Here is a 21,145-nt window from a genome sequence, read left to right on the forward strand (position 1 = left end):
GGGTGGGTCTTACGCAGCGGCGTGTTTCGGAGCCTTCTTGGCCTGCTTCTTCGACTCCTTGACCTTCGCCTTGGCGCCGTCGGCCGCGTTGTCGAGATTCTTCACGGTGTCCTTGCCTGCCTTCTCCACCTTGTCGACGGTGTTCTCGGCGGCCTCACGCACCTTGGCGACTGTCTCCTTCACCGACTTCTTCAGCGGATTGTTCCCGTCGGTGGCATGACGGGCCTTGGCCCTCGTCTTCAGGGAGTCCGAGGGCTTCGCGATTTTCTTGGAGACGTCGGCGTTCTTCGGCGAACGCTGGCCCAGACCAAGCTCGTTGAGCGCGTCCTTGAGCGGGGTGGGCTTGGCATCGGTGCTCGTGTCGGGCGCCTCGGTGCTCAACGTCTTCAACTGCGCGCCCGCCGACGGGAGTGAGTTGATCGACTGGGTGCCCGCCTTCTTGTTGGCCGCGGAGCCGTTGACCTTCAGCATGTTGTCGATGGCGGTTTCCATCTGAGCACTCGCGTCGTCGAGCGCATGGGTGACCGGGGCCAGACCCTTCTCGACGGCATCGAAGACCGGGTCGGCCCCCTTCTGCACAGCCTCCAGGGCGTCAGACAGCGCCTTGGCGACTGCCACCGACACAGCGTTCTTCACGATCGGCTTGAAGTCCGTCGTCCCCGGCAGGGCCGGGACCCAGGCGTCTGGATTCAGAGCATTGGCCTGAATGCCGTCGATCAGCGCGTCGAACACAATCTCATTGGCGGCCAGCTGCTGCGTCGGGGTGAGCGGGGAGTGCCATAGGTACGCCTGGTCGCCGGCCTCGTTGAACGTGCGCTCCAGGGTGTTGGGGTCCACGTCCTGGTAACCCATGTTCACGAGCTTGCGCAGGGCCGGCTCGATGCTGTCGGTCAACGGGGTCGGGATGTGAACGCCCGGAACAAGATTGGCCAAGTGCGGGACCATCCGGAACGGTTCCAGCAACGGAAGATTGCCCGAGTCATAGGTGATGTACGTGGCGTTGCCGGGGAAGTCGAGGAAGTTCACGTTGAAGAGCTTCAGCAGGTCGCCGAAGACCGGGATCATCTGCAGACCTTGGCCACCGGTCGGGTCGAGCATCACCTTGACACCGTCGCCGATGCCGGTGATCAACTTCGGCAGGACATGGCTGCCGATGTTGTTGTCCTCGTCGGGGAGCAGGTAGGTGAGGAACACCCCCGCCGCAGCCGAGTTGGCCCAGGCCAGAGGGCTCAGTGTGGTGGGTACATCCGAGAGCGGGTTGTAGGCCCAGGTGATGTCGAGGATCGAGGTGTTGAGCACCTTGGTCTTGTCGGCATTGGTATAGCTGCCCGCATCCGGTGTGGTGAGGTCAAGGCCGAACAGATTCGTTAAAGGCGTTGCCAAAGCGAACAATCCGCCACCCGGCCGACTGACGTTGTTGACAAAGATGAGCCACTGCCCCGTGACGCCGACGCGCCAGTCCGGGTCGTCGGACTGCACCGCATTGATCATGTCGCGGTAGGCCAGCGATGTGGTGAGCCCCCCCAAACTCTCGGACAGGATGATGTCGCGGCGCTGGTTCAGGACGGGTGCGTGTTTGACGATCCAGTTGACAAAGGCATTGTTCTCGCCGAGCCCGAACATCGCAGAAAGCCCGGTGAAGGTGTAGTCCAGATCATTCACCGAGTTGAAGACGTCATCCGGCATCGGACCCTTGATTCCGGCTTCGATCGGCGAAATCTTGTCCAGAACGTTCAGGAGCGTGATGGCGACGTTCGCCAGCTCGGTGTTACCGGTCAATCCTCCGGCGGCCTTGATCACGTTCTCGGGCGTGATTCCGAGGGCTTGGGCCGTCCAGAAGATCGGACCCACCCCGTAGAGCCCGACAATGTCGGGGATCTGGCCGGCATCGGCGGTCAGCTCGACTTCCGCTTGCACACTGCGGTTGTGGGCTGCCAACGCCTCTGGCGCGGAGGACGCGACGCCTGCGGTCAACGCCGCCGTAGTCGCGACGATCGCCGCCGCGGTGGCTGCTGCCTTGGTTTTGTGCAGACGGGGAGGGATGGGCTGTGACATCAAGCGCGCCGCCTTTGGAGTGTGATGTAACCGACAAAGTGCTTGCACACTTTAACAACAGTTATTTGCCTCGTGGAAAATTTGCCCAAACCATGATCATGCGCGTCATTCCGAGAGGCTCGACCACGGGCCTGGCCGCCGGCCGGCCCGTAAGGCAGGCGAGGTCAGGGTGTTTCAATTCATTTTGCCCTGGTGTTTGCCTGGATCTGAGCTCGACCCCGCACGTCGATCTAGTTGCGGCGATCGCATCTGCGGTTGGATCTCCGGCACTTGATGGAGGTCCACGACGCTTATAGGGCGATACCGCCTGTACTGGATCGACATCACCGATATCTATCAGGCGCAGGCCAGGAACGGAGGATTGACGATCTACCTGCTGAATCCGAGTGGGATGGTCGAACTGTCGCCGAAGGACTCAGTGTCGAGGGGAAGGTAGAAGGGTGGCCGTTTCGCGTCGAAAGCGTTGGTGGTCGGCGGCACTCGCGGTAGTGACGGCGATCGGTCTAGTCGCAGCAGCGATGTGGGGGGTGCAAGAATACCGAGAACGCGCGAACCTGCGGGCAGATTGCGGCGTTGTAGAGCGGCTCGGAAACAGGTGGGAGCAGCTTTCCGACGTAAGTCTCATCGGTGACGACAAACCTGAGGACTGGCGTGCGCTCGGCACTGATGTTCTCGAAGGTGCCCCGTCGATATCCGCTCCTGCTATGCAAGCGCAAATGAATCAACGGGCACGCAAAAACAAATAGGGCCTCCCGACGATAGGTCTTGTTGCGTCATCGCGCGTGATGGTGCCGGCGAACGCCGCGGTGTTGCAGTTGCAGCACCGCAGGGGGAGCTTTTCACGCGATCAAGCTCTCGCGGCTGTTGAGCGATCTAAGGGTCCGGAATGATGGGTCACCAGCGTTAGCCAGGAGAACGAACATGCAAGGTTCCGCAGCAGAAATTGTCGCAGCAGGTGGGGTTGTGAGCCTGCTAGATTTGGACAGCAACGCCGAACTCGAGGACCGGATCGTGGCGATGCTGGCGACCGCGACCGAAACCGATAGCGATCTGGGACAGGTCATGCAGGCTGCGGCCGGTGGCGATCCGCAAACCCCGGCCGAGCAGGGCTCCGGTGACGGGCATTCGGTGCGCGACGGGCAGCTGACGCCCGAAGAGGTGGCCCGGCTGAAGGAAAACGCCACATTGACACCCGAGCAGCTGCACGCGTTGGCGCGCGGTGATCTGGTGCTGCCGGCCAGTCAGCTGGAGTACCTGAATTCGTTGGCCCGTTCGATGGACGGCATGAATATTCAGCAGACCCGGGCGATGATGGACAACCTGGACAAGACCAATCCCGGTGCCAGCCGCGATCTGATGAACGCGATGCAAATGCTGTCCGATCCGAAGGTCAAAGCCGCTGGCGCCGACTGGAAGGGCGGACTGGATCGGTTGCCCGACGGAGTCAAGAACGTCGCGCAAGGTCTGCCCGACGATCGGGGCAACATTCACGTTGGCGATCGCCAGGACCTGGCGGCGATCATGATGAAGGGCAGCCCGGAATTCATGCACGGCACCGATCTGGACCGGTCGGTGTTGAAGCAAACCGAACAGTTACTGAAGGGCGCGCCGGGCTGGACCTTTGAGAAGGGGTGGGAGCATTCTGCTGATCTTGCGCTCAAGCCCTTGTTGGAAGCGGCCGGACGGGATCACTGGGCAGTGCATGACCTTGTTGCCGGCTCCGACGGTAAGTCGCCCAACAATGAGTTCATTAGCAATGCCCTTCGGCACCAGTGGGATGACGGTGGAGCGGCAGCAGCAAGCTTGGTGCAGGGACTGGCGCCCGTCGCAACTGATGCCACGCAACTCGACGCTGCCACCAGGGCTGGTGAAACCGTGTTCGCCTTCGACAAGTACATCGTCGACCACCCCACAGAATTCACCAATATGTTTGATCGGGTGCCCATGGCCCCGGGGGAGGTTGGAACACCAGATGTTCAGGGAGACCAAACATTTGGCAAAGCCCATCCAGAACTCGTACGGGCTCTCGCTGAGGCGAACGCGCCGTTCCTGGACGACATGATGAAACATGATCTCAACAACACCCACGGATTCGGCAATTTGGAAACTACGACGGACGCGGACGGCAAGGTGGTTGACAGGGGTGATGCCAACATGCCTAAGACACGTGACCTGCTGAGTACCCTCAATTCCGATCCGGTCGCCGCCTCGACGCTAAAAGGCGCGGTAGAAGGGCATCATCTCGGGTTCCAGGAAGACTACGTCAACTCCCTGGCCAATCACGACACACCTGACGTCGATGCGCTGCGAGCCGACGGTCGGCTACAAGGATTGAACGATGTGGCATTGAGCGAAAGCAACGTACAACAAGCCGCCAACGAATACGCCCAAGACCTACTGGAGCATGAACAGAAGGCCGCACGATGGGAAGCCCTCACGACCGTGGGCGGCTCCATCCCTCATGTCAGCGATGCGCTCGACGCCGTCGGTAAAGTGCCCGGAGCGGACGGCCTTTTAGAAGACATGTTCGGAGCAGGTGACGCACCGACAGCCCCCGATACTCCGCACATCCCTCTCCAAGAGTCAGGACCAAACCAGTACCACATTGCGCAACAACTGTACGCAGAAGACTACGGCGACAAAAGCATATTCCCGAACGGCTTCCCAAGCTACGACGAATACGCAGCCGAGTACGGTGGCGATGATGTACGAAACAACGTGGAGAAGTACCTTGGCGACAGGGTTACGGGAGACCTCACCAAATCGGAAGTTACCTACCAGGCAACCCTTCCGCATGATCCTCCCAAGGCTGGTCAGTAGTTGAGCACACGCATGATGCTACGAATGGCCAGGAAAACATTTGCCGTCGCCGCCGCTGCAGTATGCGTACTCGCAGGATGTTCCGACCACCAGGAATCGCCTTCTGCCCCGGGGGCAGCGACAACCATGTACCCGAACTGGCCGAACAGCCTGAACGGCTTCCGATTCCGATGGACAGCACAACCAGGCGTCGATCTGCTCACCGGCCCCGCGATTCCGGTGCGCGCCTACCTTGAATCCTTTTGGATTGGGATTATGACAAAGTCCTCGGCGAACACCTACCCAGGCTTTCAGCGGGCCGTACCAAAACTCCCCGATCGGCGGGCTGGCTATCCCGAGAATACGGATTGGAGCAAATTGCCGTTCGAGTTGAAATGGATGATACCCGGGAGTGACAAATACCTCAATTTCGGTGACGGACCATTCTTCGGCAACCAATACTTCCACGTTTTAGAACTCTCCCTGCTCGCAGACGGCTACCTCGCCTACGTGTGCGACGGCAAATACAACATATTCCGCCCGGATGTTGAGCATCCTGGAAAGTATTCTTCGATCGCGGATTCTCCGAAAAGAACCCTTCAGGAGCGCGAAGAGAGTGCAGTAAAGCTGTGGCGGATCGAGTTGAAAAATAACCCCGATGGCGGCGGAAGCGGGCAACCGCAGGCCGGTAAGAATCCCGCACCGATCGGTGATGTGTTCGGGCACTGGAAGATCACCGGCGCCTCACAGGACAACTACTGGGGCGACCTGGAAAACACTACCCACACGCCGCGCGATCCAGACTATGTCCAGCGGCGACAGCAGTGCCGCGACACCATGCCCCATAACGTCGACGAACGAGCGCAAATCCTCATGAGTGTGCTCGACACGCCGCCCCAAGCAGAGCCAGCGGCACCGGGGTGGCCTGACACCACAGCTTGAACACGTGCCCCAACCCCAAGTTTGCCGCTCACCCGGCCTGCGAGGCATTGTGGTCTCCAAATAGGCGCCACGACACTGCGTGCCGCAGGCGGGTAGATTCCGAACTTATCGTTGAAGTCACCCTCGCATGTCAACCGCTTTATCGGTGGTCGTCAAGGGGCGGGCACTCGAGTGGGCAAAAATGGCCGCACTTAACGGATTCCGCCCCCGATGCTTGATTCGGGTCAGTGTGGAGTCAACGAGTAGCACCATCCGCAGCGTTGGATCACCGGGCGTGCGGCGCGTCGACGTGTCCGTGCACTGCTCGGGTGGGTCCAGGGCCGCGGCCGGCCCTGGACCCTTTACTGCAACCAGCTCAGGCGGGCGCTGCTTGTTGCGCGCCTGCGGGGATCAGGCCGAGCTGCTGCAGCATGCCGAGGGTGTCCCAGGTGACCCAGTTTTCGGCGATCTTGCCGTCGTCGATCCGCGTGGTGTCGGTCAGGTTGATCCGGGTGTGCTTGCCGGTGGCCGGCTGTCCCATGATCTCACCGGTGTTATCGCCCTGCGCCTCCAGGAGCGTGCACACGTAGTCGCCCTCCGCGATTTGCATCTTGATGTCGAATCTCATGTTGGAGAACGACTTCCGATACATCTCGATAAGGCTCCTCATGTGCTGGGGGCCGCGCTGATCCCCGAACGGATCCTGGGTGTCGTGGTACGCGGCACTTGGAGCGACGAGATCGTCCAGCTCGCTGAGGTCGCCGGAGGCAAATACCTCCCACACGCGTCGGGAAATCGCCTTGTTCTGGTCATTGGCCATGATTCAGGCCTTTCGGGGGGTCACCGCACGGCAGATAACGTCCGCACAGGAAACGGTAGAGCTGCGGCCGCTGATCCGACAGACGCGCTGGGGTGTGTGGTGGCGCTGGCAATTACCGACGGTGCCGTGTGTACCGGCTGACCTGCGCCATTCCCGACGCCGCCATCGCCAGATGGCATCGCTTCGGCCCAGTGCGGTTGCCCTCGTTTTCGTCAGTTCTACTGCTCGACGGTGAGCACGAGCTTGCCGCTGGTGCGGCCGTCGCCGATCACCTTCAGCGCCTGCGCCGCTTCGGATAACGGGTACTGGGCGGCGAGGTGTACACGTAATCGTCCGTCCGCCGCGAGTGCTGCGATGGACTGCAGGCCGGCCGCGTCGGGCTCGACGAGGTAGCCGTATGCGTGGACATCCAGCTCGCGCGCCCGGTCGAAAAGGCCGGGCGTCCAGGCGGCTTGAGCGCTGACCAGGACGCCACCCGGGCGGAGGCAGTGCAAGGCGTCACGTCCGGCGGCGCCGCCGAACATCTGGATCACGACATCCACGTCGCTGACTACTTCGTGGACCGGAACCGTGGTGTAGTCCACCACTTCGTCGGCGCCCATACTGCGGACGAAGTCATGCTTGGCGGCGCGTGCGGTGCCGATGACATACGCGCCACGCGCCTTGGCGATCTGCACGGCGAGGTGGCCCACGCCCCCGGCGGCGGCGGAGATCAGCACGCGCTGGCCGGGAGTCAGGCGCGCCACGTCGATGAGCATCTGCCACGCGGTCAGCCCGGACAGCGGTAGCGCCGCTGCCTCGGCGACGCTGAGTCCGGTTGGGATGTAGGCGAAGTGGCGGGACGGTGCGGTGACGAATTCGGCGTACCCACCGGCCTGCCGGGGAAACCACGGCATGCCGAAGACACGATCGCCCACTTGGAATCGACTGACGCCGTAGCCGACCTCTTCGACCACCCCGGCCACGTCCCAACCGTGGATGAAGGGCAGATCGAGCACGCGGTTGTAGGCCAGGCCTCCGCTTGTGTAGTAGTCGACGGGGTTGACTCCCGCGGAGTGGACCCGGACCTTCACCTCGGTGGGAGCGGGATGAGGTTCGGGTATCTCGGCCAGGCGCACGGAGTCTGGGCCGTCCCATTCGTGCTGGACGATGGCGCGCATGAATGCCTCCTCGGTCAGTGATGGGTTGAGGTTCCAGCGGGCAGGACGGCCCGGCTATCGAACACGACAGTAGTTTCGGCGGCTCGGTTTCCGTCTAGCCGGAACCGGTCGACTCCCGGCCAGTGGCGCAGCTCGCCGTCGATCGTCCCGTGGCCTTCCCACGCGAGCATGAGAAGTCCGTCGCGGTGGGCAAAGTCGACCACCGACAGCGTCAGATCCGGGATGAGCTGCACCGCGGCGGCCAGTTGGCCGGCATACGTGTCACGTCCGCGGAGCGGTTCGGTAGCTCCCGGCCAGTGCAGGACCACGTCATCGGTGACGAGATCGTGAACCGCACTGGCATCTCCGGGTGCCGCCCAGAACCGCGCCCAACCCGCGACGAACGTCTCGATCTCTGAGTCCGACGCGCGGATCCCTGCTTGGCGATGGAGGCGGCGGGTGTCGAAATATCCGGTGTCACTGGCCAGTTGACCATCGTGGAAGGTGCAGACGAAGGTGACGGGGATGTCGATGCGGTTCCCCGCAGTCGTGGGCAACCCGAGAAGTTCGTCGCCCACCGTGCCGGTCATCCGGCCCCACACCACCGCGGTGTCTTCACCGAAAGCCGCACCGTCGAACTGCCCCCGATAATCGGGGACAGACCGGAACACCGCCTCGTAGAACGTCCTCAACTGGGCGTGACCGGAAATCGGTTGGCGGACAGCGGAATCCTGATACCAGCCAGCGGTGGCGTACGCGGAGACGATGGCGTCCACGTCATGCCGGTTCTTGGCCTCGGTGTAACTGTGCAGGGAAGCGCGCAGTACATCGACCTGATCAGTGCTCATCGAATTGTCCTCTCACTGGTGCGGGGCAGATCTGCACCGAGATGCCGTTGAGCACCGCGGTGTCCGACAGCGGCTCGAGCTCCGTGCCGTCGGCAGCGGGCAGACGTGCCGCTGAACTTGCATACCTCGAGTATTAACATACTGGAAGTATGTACTTCAAGTATGAATCGTGTAGATTGGCGGCATGCCCGGACCGCGCACCCAGGCCGAACGCACGCGCGCGACCATCGACCAGATTCTGGTGGTGGCGCGCGATCGGTTCGCGGCCGATGGTTACGACAACACGTTCGTCGACAACGTGGCCGAACGTGCCGGCATGACCAAAGGCGCGCTCTACCACCATTTCGAGGGCAAGCGCGGCCTCTTTGCTGCAGTGTTCGAGAGCGAGCAGCGGGCTATCGGTGAAGCGGTGAACCGCGCAGCAAGGGGCACCAAGGACAGCTGGCAGCGGTTCCGCCGCGGCTGTCGCGGGTTCTTCGACGCGGTGCTCGATCCCGGGGTTCAGCGCATCACATTGATCGACGCGCCCGCGGTTCTCGGGTGGGAGGCGATGCGGGACCTCGAGGATGAGCACGTCACGTCGCTGTTACGGCTGGGCCTGGCGCAGGTGATCGCCGACGGTCACGTACCCGAGCAGCGTGTGGAGCCCCTCGCACATCTCCTGCACGGCGCGATGTGCGAGGCGGCGATGACAGTTGCCCGCTCCGCGGATCCCGTACGGGAGAGCCGGGATTCGATTGCCGCCCTTGAGAGATTGCTCAACGGCATCGCCGCACGGGACAGTTGACCCGCCGAGAATGACCGAGCATTCTGCTCCACCGGCCTATCTGCGGCTGCTGGTCAAGGCTGTCACCCCACTGGTCAAGATTGTGCTGCGGACTCCGGCACATGGCTGGATCAGCGACACGATGATGATCCTCACCGTGACGGGTCGTCGGACCGGCCGAAGTTACGAGATCCCGATCAGCTACGTCGCTGACGGCGCCGTAGTCACGTGTATCACGGGGATCGGCAACACCTGGTGGAAGAACCTCCGCGGTGGTGCCGATGTCACGGTGTTGTTGCAGCGGCAGCGATTTCGCGGCTATGCGGAGGCATCGACCGGTGGGGCCAACATTCCGGTGATCGAGAGTTTTCTGGCAGTCAGGCCACGCGATGCGCGGTTTCACCACGTGCGGCGAAGCATGAACGGACAGTTCGACGCGGATGACCTCACGCGAGCGGCACAAACGCGCGCGGTCATCCGCGTCCAGCTGTGGCCGGAGAGCTGAATCTCAGCCGGTCACCCAACTCGGCGGGCGCTTCTGCAGGAACGCCATCATGCCCTCGCGTGCCTCATCGGAGACGAACAACTGCGCCGACTGCCGGGTCAGCGATTCAGCGTCCGCATCGAACCCACGCAGGATCGCCGCAGTCGTCAGGGCCTTTGACGTCGCCAGCCCCTGCGGTGAACCCTTCGCGATCTCGGCCGCCAGCGCGGCCACGGCTGCTTCGACGTCGTCAGCGGACTGTGTGATCAGCCCGATCTCGGCTGCCTCGGCGGCGCCGAATTTCTCTCCGGTGACGAAGTAGCGTCCGGCTGCCCGCGGTGACATCTTTGGCAGCAGTGTCAAAGAAATAATCGACGGCGCAACGCCGATCCGCGCCTCGGTCAGCGCGAACGTGCTCTGCGGACCGGCGACGACGAGATCACAAGCACCGACGAGACCCATCCCGCCCGCCCGCACGTGCCCGTCGATCGCGCCGATCACCGGAACCGGCAACTCCAGAATGGCCCGCAACAGCTTGGTCATTTCGCGGGCCCGGTCGACAGCGATGTCGCCGGGATCCTGACCGGCGGCCTCGCTGAGATCGGCACCGGCGCAGAAGGTCCCGCCGGTGTGCCCCAGAACCACCACGCGAACTCCCGGTTCGGCGGTGGCATCGGAGAAGCCCTGAAGCAACTGCTCGACCAGCGCCGTGGACAACGCGTTGCGGTTGTGCGGGGAGTCCAGCGTCAACCGGGCGACGTTGCCGTCGACCGTGTAGTGAACGAGCGTGGTCATCAGTAGGACCGAGGCAGGCCCAGCGAGGTCTGCGCGACGAAGTTCAGGATCATCTCCCGGCTCACCGGCGCGATGCGGGCCAGTTTGGACGCCGTGACCGCAGCGGCGATGCCGTACTCCTTGGTCAGGCCGTTGCCGCCGAGGGACTGCACGGCCTGATCGACCGCCCGCACCGACGCCTCACCCGCGGCGTACTTGGCCATGTTGGCTGCCTCGGCCGCGCCGAAGTCGTCGCCGGCGTCATATAAAGTCGCAGCCTTCTGCATCATCAGCTTGGCCAGTTCCACCTCGATGTGGTTCTGCGCCAGGGGGTGCGAGATACCTTGATGTGCACCTACTGGGACTTTCCATACCTGGCGGGTCTTCACATAGTCGACCGCCTTGTCGATGGCGAAGCGACCCACGCCCACCGCGCTGGCCGCACCCATGATGCGTTCGGGGTTCAGCCCGGCGAACAGTTGGGCGATCGCGGCATCCTCGGAACCCACCAGCGCATCGGCGGGCAGCCGGACGTCGTCGAGGAACACCTGGAACTGGCTTTCCGGGCTGATGATCTCCATCTCGATCTTGGTCCAGCTGAGGCCCGGGGTGTCCGTCGGGATGACGAACAGTGCCGGCTTGAGGTTTCCGGTCTTGTGATCCTCGGTGCGACCGACAACGAGCACGGCCTGGGCCTGGTCGATACCGGAGATGAACGTCTTCTGGCCCTTGAGGATCCAGTCGCTGCCGTCTTTGCGGGCCGTCGTGGTGATGCGGTGGCTGTTGGAACCCGCGTCAGGCTCGGTGATCGCGAAGGCCATGGTGATCGACCCATCGGCGATACCGGGGATCCAGCGCTTCTTCTGTTCCTCGGTGCCGAACTTGGAGATGATCGTGCCGTTGATCGCGGGGGAGACCACCATCATCAGCAGCGCCGACCCGGCCGCCGACATCTCTTCCATCACCATGGACAGCTCGTACATGCCGGCGCCGCCGCCACCGTACTCCTCGGGCAGGTTCACCCCGATGAAGCCGAGTTTGCCTGCCTCGTTCCACAATTCGGTGGTGTGCTGGCCGGAGCGCGCCTTCTCCAGGTAGTAGTCCTGCCCGTAATTGGCGGCCATCGCGGCCACCGCCTGGCGCAGGGCCTTCTGTTCCTCGGTCTCGATGAAACTCATGATTGTTCTCCTTCAGCTGTCTCTACTCGGGCAAGTACGGCGCCGACCTCGACCTGTTGGCCCGCGGCGACATTGAGTTCGGCCAGCACCCCGTCTTCGGGTGCGGCGATGGTGTGCTCCATCTTCATGGCTTCCAGCCAGATCAGTGGTTGCCCGGCCGTGACGGTGTCGCCGACGGCAGCACCGACCCGCACCACCGAACCGGGCATCGGTGCCAGCAGTGAGCCGTGTGCAACCGCGTCGTCCGGATCGGGGAAGCGGGGCTGCGCGGTGAGGTGCACGGGGCCGAGCGGGGAGTCGACGAAAACCTGATCGCCGTACCGGGCCACCTCGAACGAGCGGTCCACACCGTTGACGGCGAGGACCACCCGATCCGGTGTCGCGGACAGCAGGGAAACCCCGTCATCGTCGGGTAGCTCGACACCGGTGCGGGTGAACCGGTAGCGCACGGGGACGTCGTCACCCGCGGCATCGCGGTAGGTCCGGGACTGGTAGCCCGAGGTCAGATTCCGCCAGCCGCTGGGCGCGGCGGCGAAAACCTTTGCGCTGCGGCGATTGTGCGTGGCGTCAGCCAATGCGGCTGCGATTGCCGAGAGCGTCACCACCCCCGCATCGGCCAGCGGTGCCGCCAACGCGTCGAGCCCGTGCGTGTCGAAGAACGCCGTGTCGGTAGCGCCGTCCAGGAACGCCGGATGCCGCAGGACGTTCACCAGCAGATCGCGGTTGGTGCGCAGGCCGTGGATTCTGGTGCGGGCCAACGCGTCGGCGAGCACGGTCGCGGCCTGACGGCGCGTCGGTGCATAGGAGATGACCTTGGCGAGCATGGGGTCGTAGAAGATCGATACCACCGAGCCGTCCTCGATGCCGGTGTCGACGCGGACCTGCCCTGGAACGGCGAACCGGTGCACCGTGCCGGCCTGCGGCTGCCAGCCCTTGGCCGGATCCTCGGCGTAGAGCCGGGCCTCGATGGCCGAACCTTTTGCCGACGGGGGGTTGCTGTCCAGCCGGCCGCCGTCGGCGACGAGGATCTGCAGCTCGACCAGATCGAGTCCGGTGGTGGCCTCGGTGACCGGATGTTCCACCTGCAGACGGGTGTTCATCTCCAGGAAGAAGAAGTCACCTCGCTCGGACGCCATGAACTCGACCGTCCCCGCACCGGCGTAGCCGATCGCCCCGGCGGCCAGCCGGGCTGCGTCGAACAACTTCTCCCGCATGCCCGGGGTGCGTTCCACCAGAGGCGACGGTGCCTCCTCGATGACCTTCTGATGACGACGCTGAATCGAGCATTCGCGCTCGCCGACCGCCCACACGGTGCCGTGCTGATCGGCCATGACCTGTACCTCGACGTGGTGGCCGGCGGCCAGGTAGCGCTCGCAGAACACCGTCGGATCACCGAACGCCGACTGCGCTTCGCGCTGGGCCGCGGCGACTTCGCTTGGTAGATCCGCCAGTTCGCGCACCACCCGCATGCCTCGGCCACCGCCACCCGCAGAGGCCTTCACCAGCACCGGCAGCTGATCGGCCGTCACGGTCGACGGGTCGAGCTCGGTCAGCACCGGAACGCCGGCTGCGGCCATCATCTTCTTGGCCTCGATCTTGGAGCCCATGGCCTGCACGGCATTCACCGGCGGACCGATCCAGGTCAGCCCGGCGTCGATCACTGCGGCCGCGAAATCGGAGTTCTCCGAGAGGAATCCGTAACCGGGATGGACGGCGTCGGCGCCCGATGCCTTGGCGGCGGCGATTATCTGCGCAGAATCGAGGTAGCCGTTGTTGCCCTCGAGCCGCACGCGGGCGTCAGCCTCGGCGACGTGCGGGGACGCGGCGTCAGGAGCGGTGTAGACCGCGACGGTGCCGATACCCAGGCGGCGGCAGGTCTCGAAGACCCTCCGGGCGATCTCGCCGCGGTTGGCGACGAGGACTCTCGTAATCATTGTCGCGCTCACATCCTGAAGACGCCGAAGTTCGACGTCCCCTCGATCGGGCCATTGGCGATGGCGGACAGGCACATTCCCAGTACGGTGCGGGTATCGCGGGGGTCGATCACCCCGTCGTCGTACAACCGGCCGGACAGGAACATAGGCAGCGACTCGGCTTCGATCTGCGCCTCGACCGCTGCTCGCAGCGCGGCGTCGGCGGCCTCGTCGACCGCCTGGCCCCGGGCCTCGGCGGCGGCCCGGCTGACGATCGACAGCACGCCTGCCAGCTGGGCACCGCCCATCACCGCGGACTTCGACGACGGCCAGGCGAACAGGAACCGCGGGTCATACGCTCGCCCGCACATGCCGTAATGACCTGCGCCGTAGGAGGCGCCGAGCAGCAGCGAGATGTGCGGCACCGTGGAGTTCGACACCGCGTTGATCATCATCGATCCGTGCTTGATCATGCCGCCCTCTTCGTACTGCTTACCCACCATGTAGCCGGTGGTGTTGTGCAGGAACAGAAGTGGGGTGTCCGACCGGTTGGCCAGCTGGATGAACTGCGTGGCCTTCTGTGACTCCTCGCTGAACAGCACGCCGCGGGCATTGGCCAGGATCCCGATCGGGTAGCCGTACAGCGTGGCCCATCCCGTCACCAACGACGACCCGTACAGCGGCTTGAACTCGTCGAAATCCGAACCGTCGACGATGCGGGCGATCACATCGCGCGGGTCGAACGGGATCCGCAGATCGCCGGGAACGATGCCGATGAGCTCCTCTGCGTCGAACAGCGGCTCGACCACCGGCGCGGGTACGGGTCCCTTCTTGCACCAGTTCAGCCGGGCCACGATGCGCCGCCCGATCCGGATCGCGTCGAGCTCGTCATTGGCCAGGTAGTCACCGAGACCCGAAGTGCGGGCATGCATCTCGGCCCCGCCCAGCGACTCATCGTCGGATTCCTCGCCGGTGGCCATCTTGACTAGCGGCGGCCCGGCCAAGAACACCTTGGAGCGTTCCTTGATCATCACCACGTGATCGGACATGCCAGGCACGTACGCGCCACCGGCGGTCGAGTTGCCGAACACCAGAGCGATGGTCGGGATGCCTGCCGCCGACAGCCGGGTCAGATCGCGGAACATCTGCCCGCCCGGGATGAAGATCTCCTTCTGCGTCGGCAGATCAGCGCCGCCGGACTCCACGAGGGAGATCACCGGCAGCCGGTTCTCCATCGCGATCTGGTTGGCGCGCAGGATCTTCTTGAGCGTCCACGGGTTGCTGGTGCCGCCCTTGACCGTCGGATCATTGGCGACGATCAGGCACTCGACCCCTTCGACGGCGCCGATCCCACAGACGACGCTGGCGCCCACGGTGAAATCACTGCCCCAGGCGGCCAGTGGGCTCAACTCGAGGAACGGTGCGTCCGGATCCAGCAGCAGCTCGACACGCTCGCGGGCAGTGAGCTTGCCGCGGCCGTGATGGCGGTCCACATACTTGGACCCGCCGCCGGCAAGTGCCTTGGCGTGCTCGGCGTCGAGCTCGGCCAGCTTGGTGGCCATCACCTCGGCGGCGTCGGTGAACCCGGGCGAGGCCGGGTCGATGGTGGACTTCAGAACACTCATAATGCGCAATCCGCTCCGCTTCTTGCTCGGCTCACGACTGGAACCCCAATGTCTTGGCGGCCAACGAGGTCAGGATCTCGGTGGTGCCACCGCCGATACCCAGGATGCGCATGTCACGGTACTGGCGCTCGACCTCGGATTCGGCCATATAGCCCATCCCGCCGAACAACTGCACGGCTTGATTGGCCACCCATTCGCCGGTCTCCACCGCGGTGTTCTTGGCGAAGCACACCTCGGTGATCAGGCCCTGTTCCCCGGCCAACTGCCGCTCCACCACATGCCGCGTGTACACGCGGGCCACATCGATTCGCCGGGCCATCTCGGCGAGCGTGTTCTGTACCGATTGCCTTGCGATCAAAGGCTTTCCGAAGGTTTCGCGGTTGCGGCACCACTCGACGGTCAGGTCCAGGCAGCGCTGCGCGCTGGCGTAGGCCTGCACGGCCAAACCCACCCGCTCGGAAACGAACGCGGCCGCGATCTGGAAGAAGCCGGAGTTCTCCGCGCCGATCAGGTTGGCCACCGGGACCCGCACATCGGTGTAGGACAGCTCGGCGGTATCGCTTGAGCGCCAACCCATCTTGTCGAGCTTGCGGGTCACTTGCAATCCAGGCGAGCAGCCCGGTCCGTTCTTCTCGACCACGATCAGGGAGACGCCCGCCGCACCGGGACCGCCGGTGCGAGATGCGGTGACGACGTAATCCGCTCGCACACCCGAGGTGATGTAGGTCTTGGCGCCGTTGAGGATGTAGTCATCCCCGTCGCGGGTGGCTTTTGTGGTCAGGTGCCCGACGTCGGAGCCGCCGCCGGGTTCGGTGATGGCCAGCGATCCGATCAGGTCTCCGCGCAGCGTCGGCTTCACGTACGTCTCGATGAGGCGTTCATCGCCGGAGGCGATCATGTGCGGGACGGCGATGCCGCAGGTGAACAGCGACGCGAACACTCCGCCGGGCGAACCCGCGTAATGCATTTCCTCGCAGATGATCACGGCGTCGGCCCCGTCACCGCCGCCACCGCCGGCCGACTCGGGGAAATTGGCGCCGAGCAGGCCGGCCTCGCCGGCCTTGCGGTGCAGCTCGCGTGGCAGCTCACCGGTGCGTTCCCACTCGGCGGCGTGTGGCAGCACCTCGCGCTCGGCGAAACTGCGCACGGTCTTGCGCAACGCCTCGCGCTCGGGTGAAGTCCAGGTGCTCATTTGATGAGTTCCTCCGGGATGTCGAGATGACGGCTGCGCAACCATTCGCCCAGCCCTTTGGCCTGCGGATCGAACCGGGCTTGATAGGCGACGCCCTGGCCGAGAATGCCTTCGATCACAAAGTTCACGGCCCGCAGGTTCGGCAGCAGGTGCCGGGTGACCGGCAGATCGGCTGCCTCGGGCAGTAATTCACGCAGCTTGTCGACGGTCAGTGTGTGGGCCAGCCAGCGCCACGCCTCGTCGGTGCGCACCCACACCCCGACATTGGCTGAGCCGCCCTTGTCGCCGCTGCGGGCGCCGGCGATGGTGCCCAGCGGCACCCGGCGAGTGGGGCCCGCGGGAAGTGGCCCGGGCAGGTCCGGGTCGGAAACCGGTGACAGATCGAGGGTCTCGGTCGCGGGAGAGATGTCGACGCGGGTGCCGTCGGCATGTACGGCGACGTGGGGAACCTCGGCGGCGTCGACGTAGCCGGGTACGAACACGCCGTAGACCTGACCGTCCCCCGGCGGTGCAGTGGTGGTGAAGCCCGGATAGCTGGCCAGGGCGAGTTCGACTCCCGCCGAAGAGAATTGGCGTCCGACGAGGTTGGGATCGGGATCGCGGACCACACAGTGCAGCAGCGCGCTGGCGGTCTCCTCGGTGTCGGCATCCGGATGGTCGGTGCGGGCCAGCGTCCAATCCAGTTCGGCCGGGCGGACTTTCAGTCCGGCCTCCAACTGGCCGCGCACCAGCTCAGCCTTGGCCTCGATGTCCAGGCCGGTCAACACGAATGTGGCGGCGTTGCGGAAACCGCCGATGCTGTTGCATGACACCTTCAGCGTCGGCGGCGGGGCCTCGCCCGTCACGCCGGAAATCCGGACGCGGTCGGTGCCGTCCTGGCTCAACTGCAGAGAGTCCACGCGCAGGGTCGCATCGGGATTGGCGTAGCGCGCGCCCGTGATCTCGTAGAGCAGTTGTGCGGTGACCGTGCCGACGCTGACCTGCCCGCCGGTGCCCGCATGTTTGGTGATCACCGAGGAGCCGTCGGAGGAGATCTCGGCGATGGGAAAGCCCGGGCGGGCCAGATCCGGAATCTCTGCGAAGAACGAGTAATTGCCGCCGGTGGCTTGAGTGCCGCACTCGATCACATGACCGGCGGCGACCGCCCCGGCCAGCGCGTCGTAATCGGTGGTCTTCCAGCCGAAGTGCGCGGCCGCAGGGCCGACGATCACCGAGGCGTCCGTCACCCGGCCCGTCACCACGACGTCGGCGCCGGAATTGAGACAGTCGACGATGCCCCACGCGCCCAGATAGGCGTTGGCGGCAAGGGGTGTGCCCAAGCCGGATGTCGCCGCCGGGGCGGCTCCGAGGCCGAGCTCGGAAGCCCGCCCTACCAGGTCGTCACCCTCGACATGGGCGACGTTGACGTCGAGGCCCAGCCGCTCGGCCAGTGCCCGAACTGCGGCGGCCAGGCCCGCGGGATTCAGACCGCCGGCGTTGGCCACGATCTTCACGCCCTTGTCGAGGGCGAGGCCGAGTGACTGCTCCAACTGGATGAGGAAGGTCTTGGCGTAGCCGCGGTCGGGATTCTTGGCCCGGTCACGCGCCAGGATCAGCATGGTGAGCTCGGCGAGATAATCGCCGGTCAGATAGTCCAGCTCTCCGTCGGAGAGCATGTCGCGCATCGCGGACAGCCGATCACCGTAAAACCCCGAACAGTTGCCGATGCGAACCGCACCAGTCCCTGAAGACACACGCACTCCCGTCGACGCTGACATGGGGACCAACCAACCGGTAGGTTAGCCGGTACCTCCGGTCCCACGTCAAGGGGTGTCGGGCCCGGGGTCCACGCACCCAGATTGCATCCAGGGACGGGATCAGGCGGCGATTTGTCCCTGAATGCAATCTGGATGCCAGCCGCGGCGGCGCAGCGCCTGCCCGACCCGCGCGAGGATGTCGGTGATGTCGTCCTCGGCGATCACGCGGCCGTCGTACTTCACGCCGACACCAAACTGTTCCCAGCCCCGTCCGGGCGTTTTGGAGCCGACGCAGGTCAACCGCTACTCTGTAGGGCAGTCGTCTGCCGCTGCATGCGCGCGGCAACCCCCAAAGCAAGGAGATGCACGTCATGGCTGTGCCCAAGCGCAGAATGTCGCGCGCGAACACCCGTAGCCGGCGCGCGCAGTGGAAGGCCGAGGCTACCGGTCTCGTCGGCGTCAATGTCGCCGGTCAGCAGCACAAGGTGCCGCGCCGTCTGCTCAAGGCCGCTCGTCTCGGCCTGGTCGACCTCGACAAGCGCTAGAACCGCTGACACTTTCTCAAAAAGCGCTATCGCTTGCGATAGCGCTTTTTGTCGTACCCAGGGTCGCTTGGGGCCACGTGAAAACGCAGGGTGAATTTGCGGCGCGCCTCTCAGCCCACTCTCAGACGGCGGGATGAGACTGTTGCCTGTGCGCATACTTGTCGTGGACGACGATCGCGCCGTGCGCGAATCCCTGCGCCGGTCGCTTTCCTTCAATGGCTATTCGGTTGAGCTTGCCCAAGATGGGGTCGAAGCCCTCGAAGCGATAACCAATGACCGACCGGACGCCGTAGTGCTGGACGTGATGATGCCGCGGATGGACGGCCTGGAAGTGTGCCGGCAGCTGCGAAGCACCGGAGACGATCTGCCGATCCTGGTGCTGACCGCCCGCGACACCACCTCCGAGAAGGTCGCCGGGCTGGACGCCGGTGCTGACGATTACCTGCCCAAGCCTTTCGCGCTGGAAGAATTGCTGGCCCGGATGCGGGCGTTGCTGCGCCGGACGGTCAGCGACGACGGCGACTCGCAGAAGATGGAGTTCTCCGACCTGACCCTGGACCCGGTGACCCGCGAGGTCACCCGGGGGCAGCGTCAGATCAGTCTCACTCGCACCGAGTTCTCGCTGCTGGAAATGCTGATCGCCAACCCGCGCCGGGTGTTGACCCGCAGCCGCATCCTCGAAGAGGTGTGGGGCTTCGACTTCCCGACGTCGGGCAACGCCCTCGAGGTGTACATCGGCTACCTGCGACGGAAGACCGAGGCCGAAGGCGAGCCCCGACTGATCCACACCGTGCGCGGCGTCGGTTACGTGCTGCGCGAAACACCCCCCTGATTTGATGGCGCTCAACGCAAATACTTGGCGAACCGCCACTGACTCTGGGCGGCTCGCCGCCGCGAACCTACGGAACACCAGCTCGCTGTCATTGCGCTGGCGCGTCATGATGCTCGCGATGTCGATGGTGGCCATGGTGGTGGTCCTGATGGCCGTCGCCGTCTACGCCGTGGTCTCCCGTGCGCTCTATGACGACCTGGACAACCAGCTGCACAGCCGGGCCCGGCTGCTCATCGAGAGCGGATCGCTGGCGGCTGACCCCGGCAAGGCGATCGAGGGCACCGCATACTCCGATGTCAACGCGATGCTGGTGATCCCGGGCCGCTCGATCTACACGGCCAACCAGCAGGGCCAGATGCTGCCGCTGGGTAAGGCCGAGAAGGACGTCATCTCGGGCGAGCTGCTGATGTCCCTGCGCACCGCCAACCACCAGCGGGTGCTCGCGGTGCACCTGGCCAACGGCAGCTCCCTGCTGATCTCCAAGAGCCTGGCGCCCACTGTCCAAGTGCTGAGACGTCTGGGCACGGTGCTGCTCATCGTCGGCGGTGTCGGCGTGGCAGTGGCGGCCATGGCCGGTGGTGCGGTGGCCCGGGCCGGGCTCAGACCGGTGGGCAGACTCACCGAAGCCGCCGAGCGGGTGGCCCGCACCGATGATCTGCGGCCCATCCCGGTCGTCGGCAGCGATGAGCTGGCCCGGCTCACCGAGGCGTTCAACATGATGTTGCGGGCGCTGGCCGAATCGCGTGAACGTCAGGCCCGGCTGGTCTCCGACGCCGGCCACGAGTTGAGAACGCCGCTGACCTCGCTGCGCACCAACGTCGAACTGCTGATGGCCTCGCAGGCGCCCGGCGCGCCGCCGTTGCCCAAGGACGAGATGGTCGGGCTGCAGACCGATGTGATCGCCCAGATCGAGGAGCTCTCGACGCTGGTCGGTGACCTCGTCGACCTCACCCGCGACGATGCCGGCGGAATCACCCCCGAAGCGGTCGACATGTCCGAGGTCGTCGACCGCAGCCTTGAGCGGGTCCGGCGGCGCCGCAACGACATCGAATTCGACGTCGACGTCATCGGCTGGCAGGTGTTCGGCGATGCACCAGGACTGGGCCGGGCAGTGCTCAATCTGCTCGACAACGCCGCCAAGTGGAGTCCGGCCGGCGGACGGGTCAGTGTGCAGATGCACCAGACCGATCCGACGCACGCCGAGCTGGTGGTCTCCGACCACGGTCCGGGCATCCCGCCGCAGGAACGCGGGCTGGTGTTCGAGCGGTTCTACCGTTCCGATGCCGCCAGGGCGATGCCGGGTTCGGGCCTCGGATTGGCTATCGTCCAGCAGGTGGTGCTCAAGCACGGCGGCGCACTGCGCATCGACGAGACCGTGCCGGGCGGCACCCCGCCGGGGGCTTCGTTTCACATGGTGCTGCCGGGGCAGCCGATCCCGAATGCCGATGCGACACACATGCACCGGATCGGCGATGGCCACACCGTCGGCGCGGAGAAAAAGTGAGACAGTTGAGTCGG

At 64.7% G+C, this 21,145-nt stretch carries 18 protein-coding genes; 7 read left to right on the forward strand and 11 right to left on the reverse strand.

What is annotated here, in order from left to right; genetic code table 11:
* Positions 1-9: 9 nt before the first annotated feature.
* A complete protein-coding gene (locus tag ACZY08_RS18490) occupies positions 10-2,055 on the reverse strand; it encodes a PE-PPE domain-containing protein (RefSeq protein WP_463746083.1) in 2,046 nt (681 codons plus the stop codon).
* A 921-nt stretch (positions 2,056-2,976) separates the two neighbouring features.
* Here ACZY08_RS18490 and ACZY08_RS18495 point away from each other — a divergent pair.
* Together ACZY08_RS18495 and ACZY08_RS18500 are read left to right on the forward strand one after the other, a co-directional pair.
* Complete coding sequence (locus ACZY08_RS18495) at positions 2,977-4,875, forward strand: TPR repeat domain-containing protein (RefSeq protein WP_463746084.1); 1,899 nt, start codon at positions 2,977-2,979, stop codon at positions 4,873-4,875.
* 24 nt (positions 4,876-4,899) lie between these two features.
* Positions 4,900-5,796 (forward strand): hypothetical protein, encoded by an 897-nt coding sequence (locus ACZY08_RS18500; RefSeq protein WP_463746085.1) that lies wholly within the window; start codon positions 4,900-4,902, stop codon positions 5,794-5,796.
* 355 nt (positions 5,797-6,151) lie between these two features.
* Here ACZY08_RS18500 and ACZY08_RS18505 read toward each other — a convergent pair whose 3' ends face one another.
* From ACZY08_RS18505 to ACZY08_RS18515, 3 genes are all read right to left on the reverse strand, one after another.
* Positions 6,152-6,595, reverse strand: a complete 444-nt coding sequence (locus tag ACZY08_RS18505; protein WP_463746086.1) for an ester cyclase — start codon at positions 6,593-6,595, stop codon at positions 6,152-6,154.
* A 218-nt stretch (positions 6,596-6,813) separates the two neighbouring features.
* On the reverse strand, positions 6,814-7,755 hold the full coding sequence (locus ACZY08_RS18510) for an NADP-dependent oxidoreductase (RefSeq protein ID WP_463746087.1): 942 nt from the start codon (positions 7,753-7,755) through the stop codon (positions 6,814-6,816).
* Between the two features lie 14 nt (positions 7,756-7,769).
* The gene (locus ACZY08_RS18515; protein WP_463746088.1) at positions 7,770-8,582 is read right to left on the reverse strand and encodes a nuclear transport factor 2 family protein; all 813 of its coding nucleotides are present in this window, start codon (positions 8,580-8,582) and stop codon (positions 7,770-7,772) included.
* A gap of 184 nt (positions 8,583-8,766) precedes the next feature.
* On the opposite strand from ACZY08_RS18515, the gene ACZY08_RS18520 reads away from it, so the two are divergent.
* Both ACZY08_RS18520 and ACZY08_RS18525 read left to right on the forward strand, forming a co-directional pair.
* On the forward strand, positions 8,767-9,369 hold the full coding sequence (locus ACZY08_RS18520; RefSeq protein ID WP_463746089.1) for a TetR/AcrR family transcriptional regulator: 603 nt from the start codon (positions 8,767-8,769) through the stop codon (positions 9,367-9,369).
* Between the two features lie 10 nt (positions 9,370-9,379).
* Entirely contained in the window at positions 9,380-9,853 is a 474-nt protein-coding gene (locus ACZY08_RS18525; RefSeq protein ID WP_463746090.1) for a nitroreductase/quinone reductase family protein, read from the forward strand.
* 3 nt (positions 9,854-9,856) lie between these two features.
* Here ACZY08_RS18525 and ACZY08_RS18530 read toward each other — a convergent pair whose 3' ends face one another.
* The 7 genes from ACZY08_RS18530 to ACZY08_RS18560 all read right to left on the reverse strand — a co-directional run bounded on the left by ACZY08_RS18530 (position 9,857) and on the right by ACZY08_RS18560 (position 18,493).
* The gene (locus tag ACZY08_RS18530) at positions 9,857-10,627 is read right to left on the reverse strand and encodes an enoyl-CoA hydratase family protein (protein WP_463746091.1); all 771 of its coding nucleotides are present in this window, start codon (positions 10,625-10,627) and stop codon (positions 9,857-9,859) included.
* Positions 10,627-11,784 (reverse strand): acyl-CoA dehydrogenase family protein, encoded by a 1,158-nt coding sequence (locus ACZY08_RS18535; protein WP_463746092.1) that lies wholly within the window; start codon positions 11,782-11,784, stop codon positions 10,627-10,629. The genes ACZY08_RS18530 and ACZY08_RS18535 overlap by 1 nt, the downstream gene beginning before the upstream one ends.
* Positions 11,781-13,718 carry an acetyl/propionyl/methylcrotonyl-CoA carboxylase subunit alpha gene (locus ACZY08_RS18540; RefSeq protein ID WP_463746093.1) on the reverse strand — a complete coding sequence of 646 codons (1,938 nt, stop codon included), beginning with the start codon at positions 13,716-13,718 and terminating at the stop codon, positions 11,781-11,783. Before ACZY08_RS18540 ends, ACZY08_RS18535 begins: the two co-directional genes overlap by 4 nt.
* Before the next feature lie 8 nt (positions 13,719-13,726).
* Positions 13,727-15,322, reverse strand: coding sequence for an acyl-CoA carboxylase subunit beta (locus ACZY08_RS18545; protein ID WP_463746094.1), 1,596 nt, complete (start codon positions 15,320-15,322; stop codon positions 13,727-13,729).
* A gap of 31 nt (positions 15,323-15,353) precedes the next feature.
* Entirely contained in the window at positions 15,354-16,514 is a 1,161-nt protein-coding gene (locus ACZY08_RS18550) for an acyl-CoA dehydrogenase family protein (protein WP_463746095.1), read from the reverse strand.
* Positions 16,511-18,247, reverse strand: coding sequence for an acyclic terpene utilization AtuA family protein (locus ACZY08_RS18555; protein WP_463746096.1), 1,737 nt, complete (start codon positions 18,245-18,247; stop codon positions 16,511-16,513). Before ACZY08_RS18555 ends, ACZY08_RS18550 begins: the two co-directional genes overlap by 4 nt.
* Positions 18,248-18,370: 123 nt before the next feature.
* The gene (locus tag ACZY08_RS18560) at positions 18,371-18,493 is read right to left on the reverse strand and encodes a hypothetical protein (RefSeq protein ID WP_463746097.1); all 123 of its coding nucleotides are present in this window, start codon (positions 18,491-18,493) and stop codon (positions 18,371-18,373) included.
* Positions 18,494-18,621: 128 nt separating this feature from the next.
* Between ACZY08_RS18560 and rpmF the strand changes: the two genes are divergently transcribed.
* The 3 genes from rpmF to ACZY08_RS18575 all read left to right on the forward strand — a co-directional run bounded on the left by rpmF (position 18,622) and on the right by ACZY08_RS18575 (position 21,131).
* Complete coding sequence (rpmF, locus tag ACZY08_RS18565) at positions 18,622-18,795, forward strand: 50S ribosomal protein L32 (RefSeq protein ID WP_003885704.1); 174 nt, start codon at positions 18,622-18,624, stop codon at positions 18,793-18,795.
* Positions 18,796-18,943: 148 nt separating this feature from the next.
* On the forward strand, positions 18,944-19,627 hold the full coding sequence (locus tag ACZY08_RS18570) for a response regulator transcription factor (protein WP_463746098.1): 684 nt from the start codon (positions 18,944-18,946) through the stop codon (positions 19,625-19,627).
* A gap of 4 nt (positions 19,628-19,631) precedes the next feature.
* Entirely contained in the window at positions 19,632-21,131 is a 1,500-nt protein-coding gene (locus ACZY08_RS18575; protein WP_463746099.1) for a HAMP domain-containing sensor histidine kinase, read from the forward strand.
* The last annotated feature ends 14 nt before the right edge of the window (positions 21,132-21,145 follow it).

This window comes from Mycobacterium sp. IDUB_9 (assembly GCF_055419505.1).

What these genes read in the sequence shown, in the direction of transcription:
- ACZY08_RS18500 (WP_463746085.1), top strand. Translation starts at nt 4,900, where the DNA reads ATGGCCAGGAAAACATTTGCCGTCGCCGCCGCTGCAGTATGCGTACTC.
- ACZY08_RS18515 (WP_463746088.1), bottom strand. Translation starts at nt 8,582, where the DNA reads ATGAGCACTGATCAGGTCGATGTACTGCGCGCTTCCCTGCACAGTTAC.
- ACZY08_RS18495 (WP_463746084.1), top strand. Translation starts at nt 2,977, where the DNA reads ATGCAAGGTTCCGCAGCAGAAATTGTCGCAGCAGGTGGGGTTGTGAGC.
- ACZY08_RS18505 (WP_463746086.1), bottom strand. Translation starts at nt 6,595, where the DNA reads ATGGCCAATGACCAGAACAAGGCGATTTCCCGACGCGTGTGGGAGGTA.
- ACZY08_RS18540 (WP_463746093.1), bottom strand. Translation starts at nt 13,718, where the DNA reads ATGATTACGAGAGTCCTCGTCGCCAACCGCGGCGAGATCGCCCGGAGG.
- ACZY08_RS18550 (WP_463746095.1), bottom strand. Translation starts at nt 16,514, where the DNA reads ATGAGCACCTGGACTTCACCCGAGCGCGAGGCGTTGCGCAAGACCGTG.
- ACZY08_RS18490 (WP_463746083.1), bottom strand. Translation starts at nt 2,055, where the DNA reads ATGTCACAGCCCATCCCTCCCCGTCTGCACAAAACCAAGGCAGCAGCC.
- ACZY08_RS18575 (WP_463746099.1), top strand. Translation starts at nt 19,632, where the DNA reads ATGGCGCTCAACGCAAATACTTGGCGAACCGCCACTGACTCTGGGCGG.
- ACZY08_RS18525 (WP_463746090.1), top strand. Translation starts at nt 9,380, where the DNA reads ATGACCGAGCATTCTGCTCCACCGGCCTATCTGCGGCTGCTGGTCAAG.
- ACZY08_RS18535 (WP_463746092.1), bottom strand. Translation starts at nt 11,784, where the DNA reads ATGAGTTTCATCGAGACCGAGGAACAGAAGGCCCTGCGCCAGGCGGTG.
- rpmF (WP_003885704.1), top strand. Translation starts at nt 18,622, where the DNA reads ATGGCTGTGCCCAAGCGCAGAATGTCGCGCGCGAACACCCGTAGCCGG.
- ACZY08_RS18520 (WP_463746089.1), top strand. Translation starts at nt 8,767, where the DNA reads ATGCCCGGACCGCGCACCCAGGCCGAACGCACGCGCGCGACCATCGAC.
- ACZY08_RS18545 (WP_463746094.1), bottom strand. Translation starts at nt 15,322, where the DNA reads ATGAGTGTTCTGAAGTCCACCATCGACCCGGCCTCGCCCGGGTTCACC.
- ACZY08_RS18530 (WP_463746091.1), bottom strand. Translation starts at nt 10,627, where the DNA reads ATGACCACGCTCGTTCACTACACGGTCGACGGCAACGTCGCCCGGTTG.
- ACZY08_RS18510 (WP_463746087.1), bottom strand. Translation starts at nt 7,755, where the DNA reads ATGCGCGCCATCGTCCAGCACGAATGGGACGGCCCAGACTCCGTGCGC.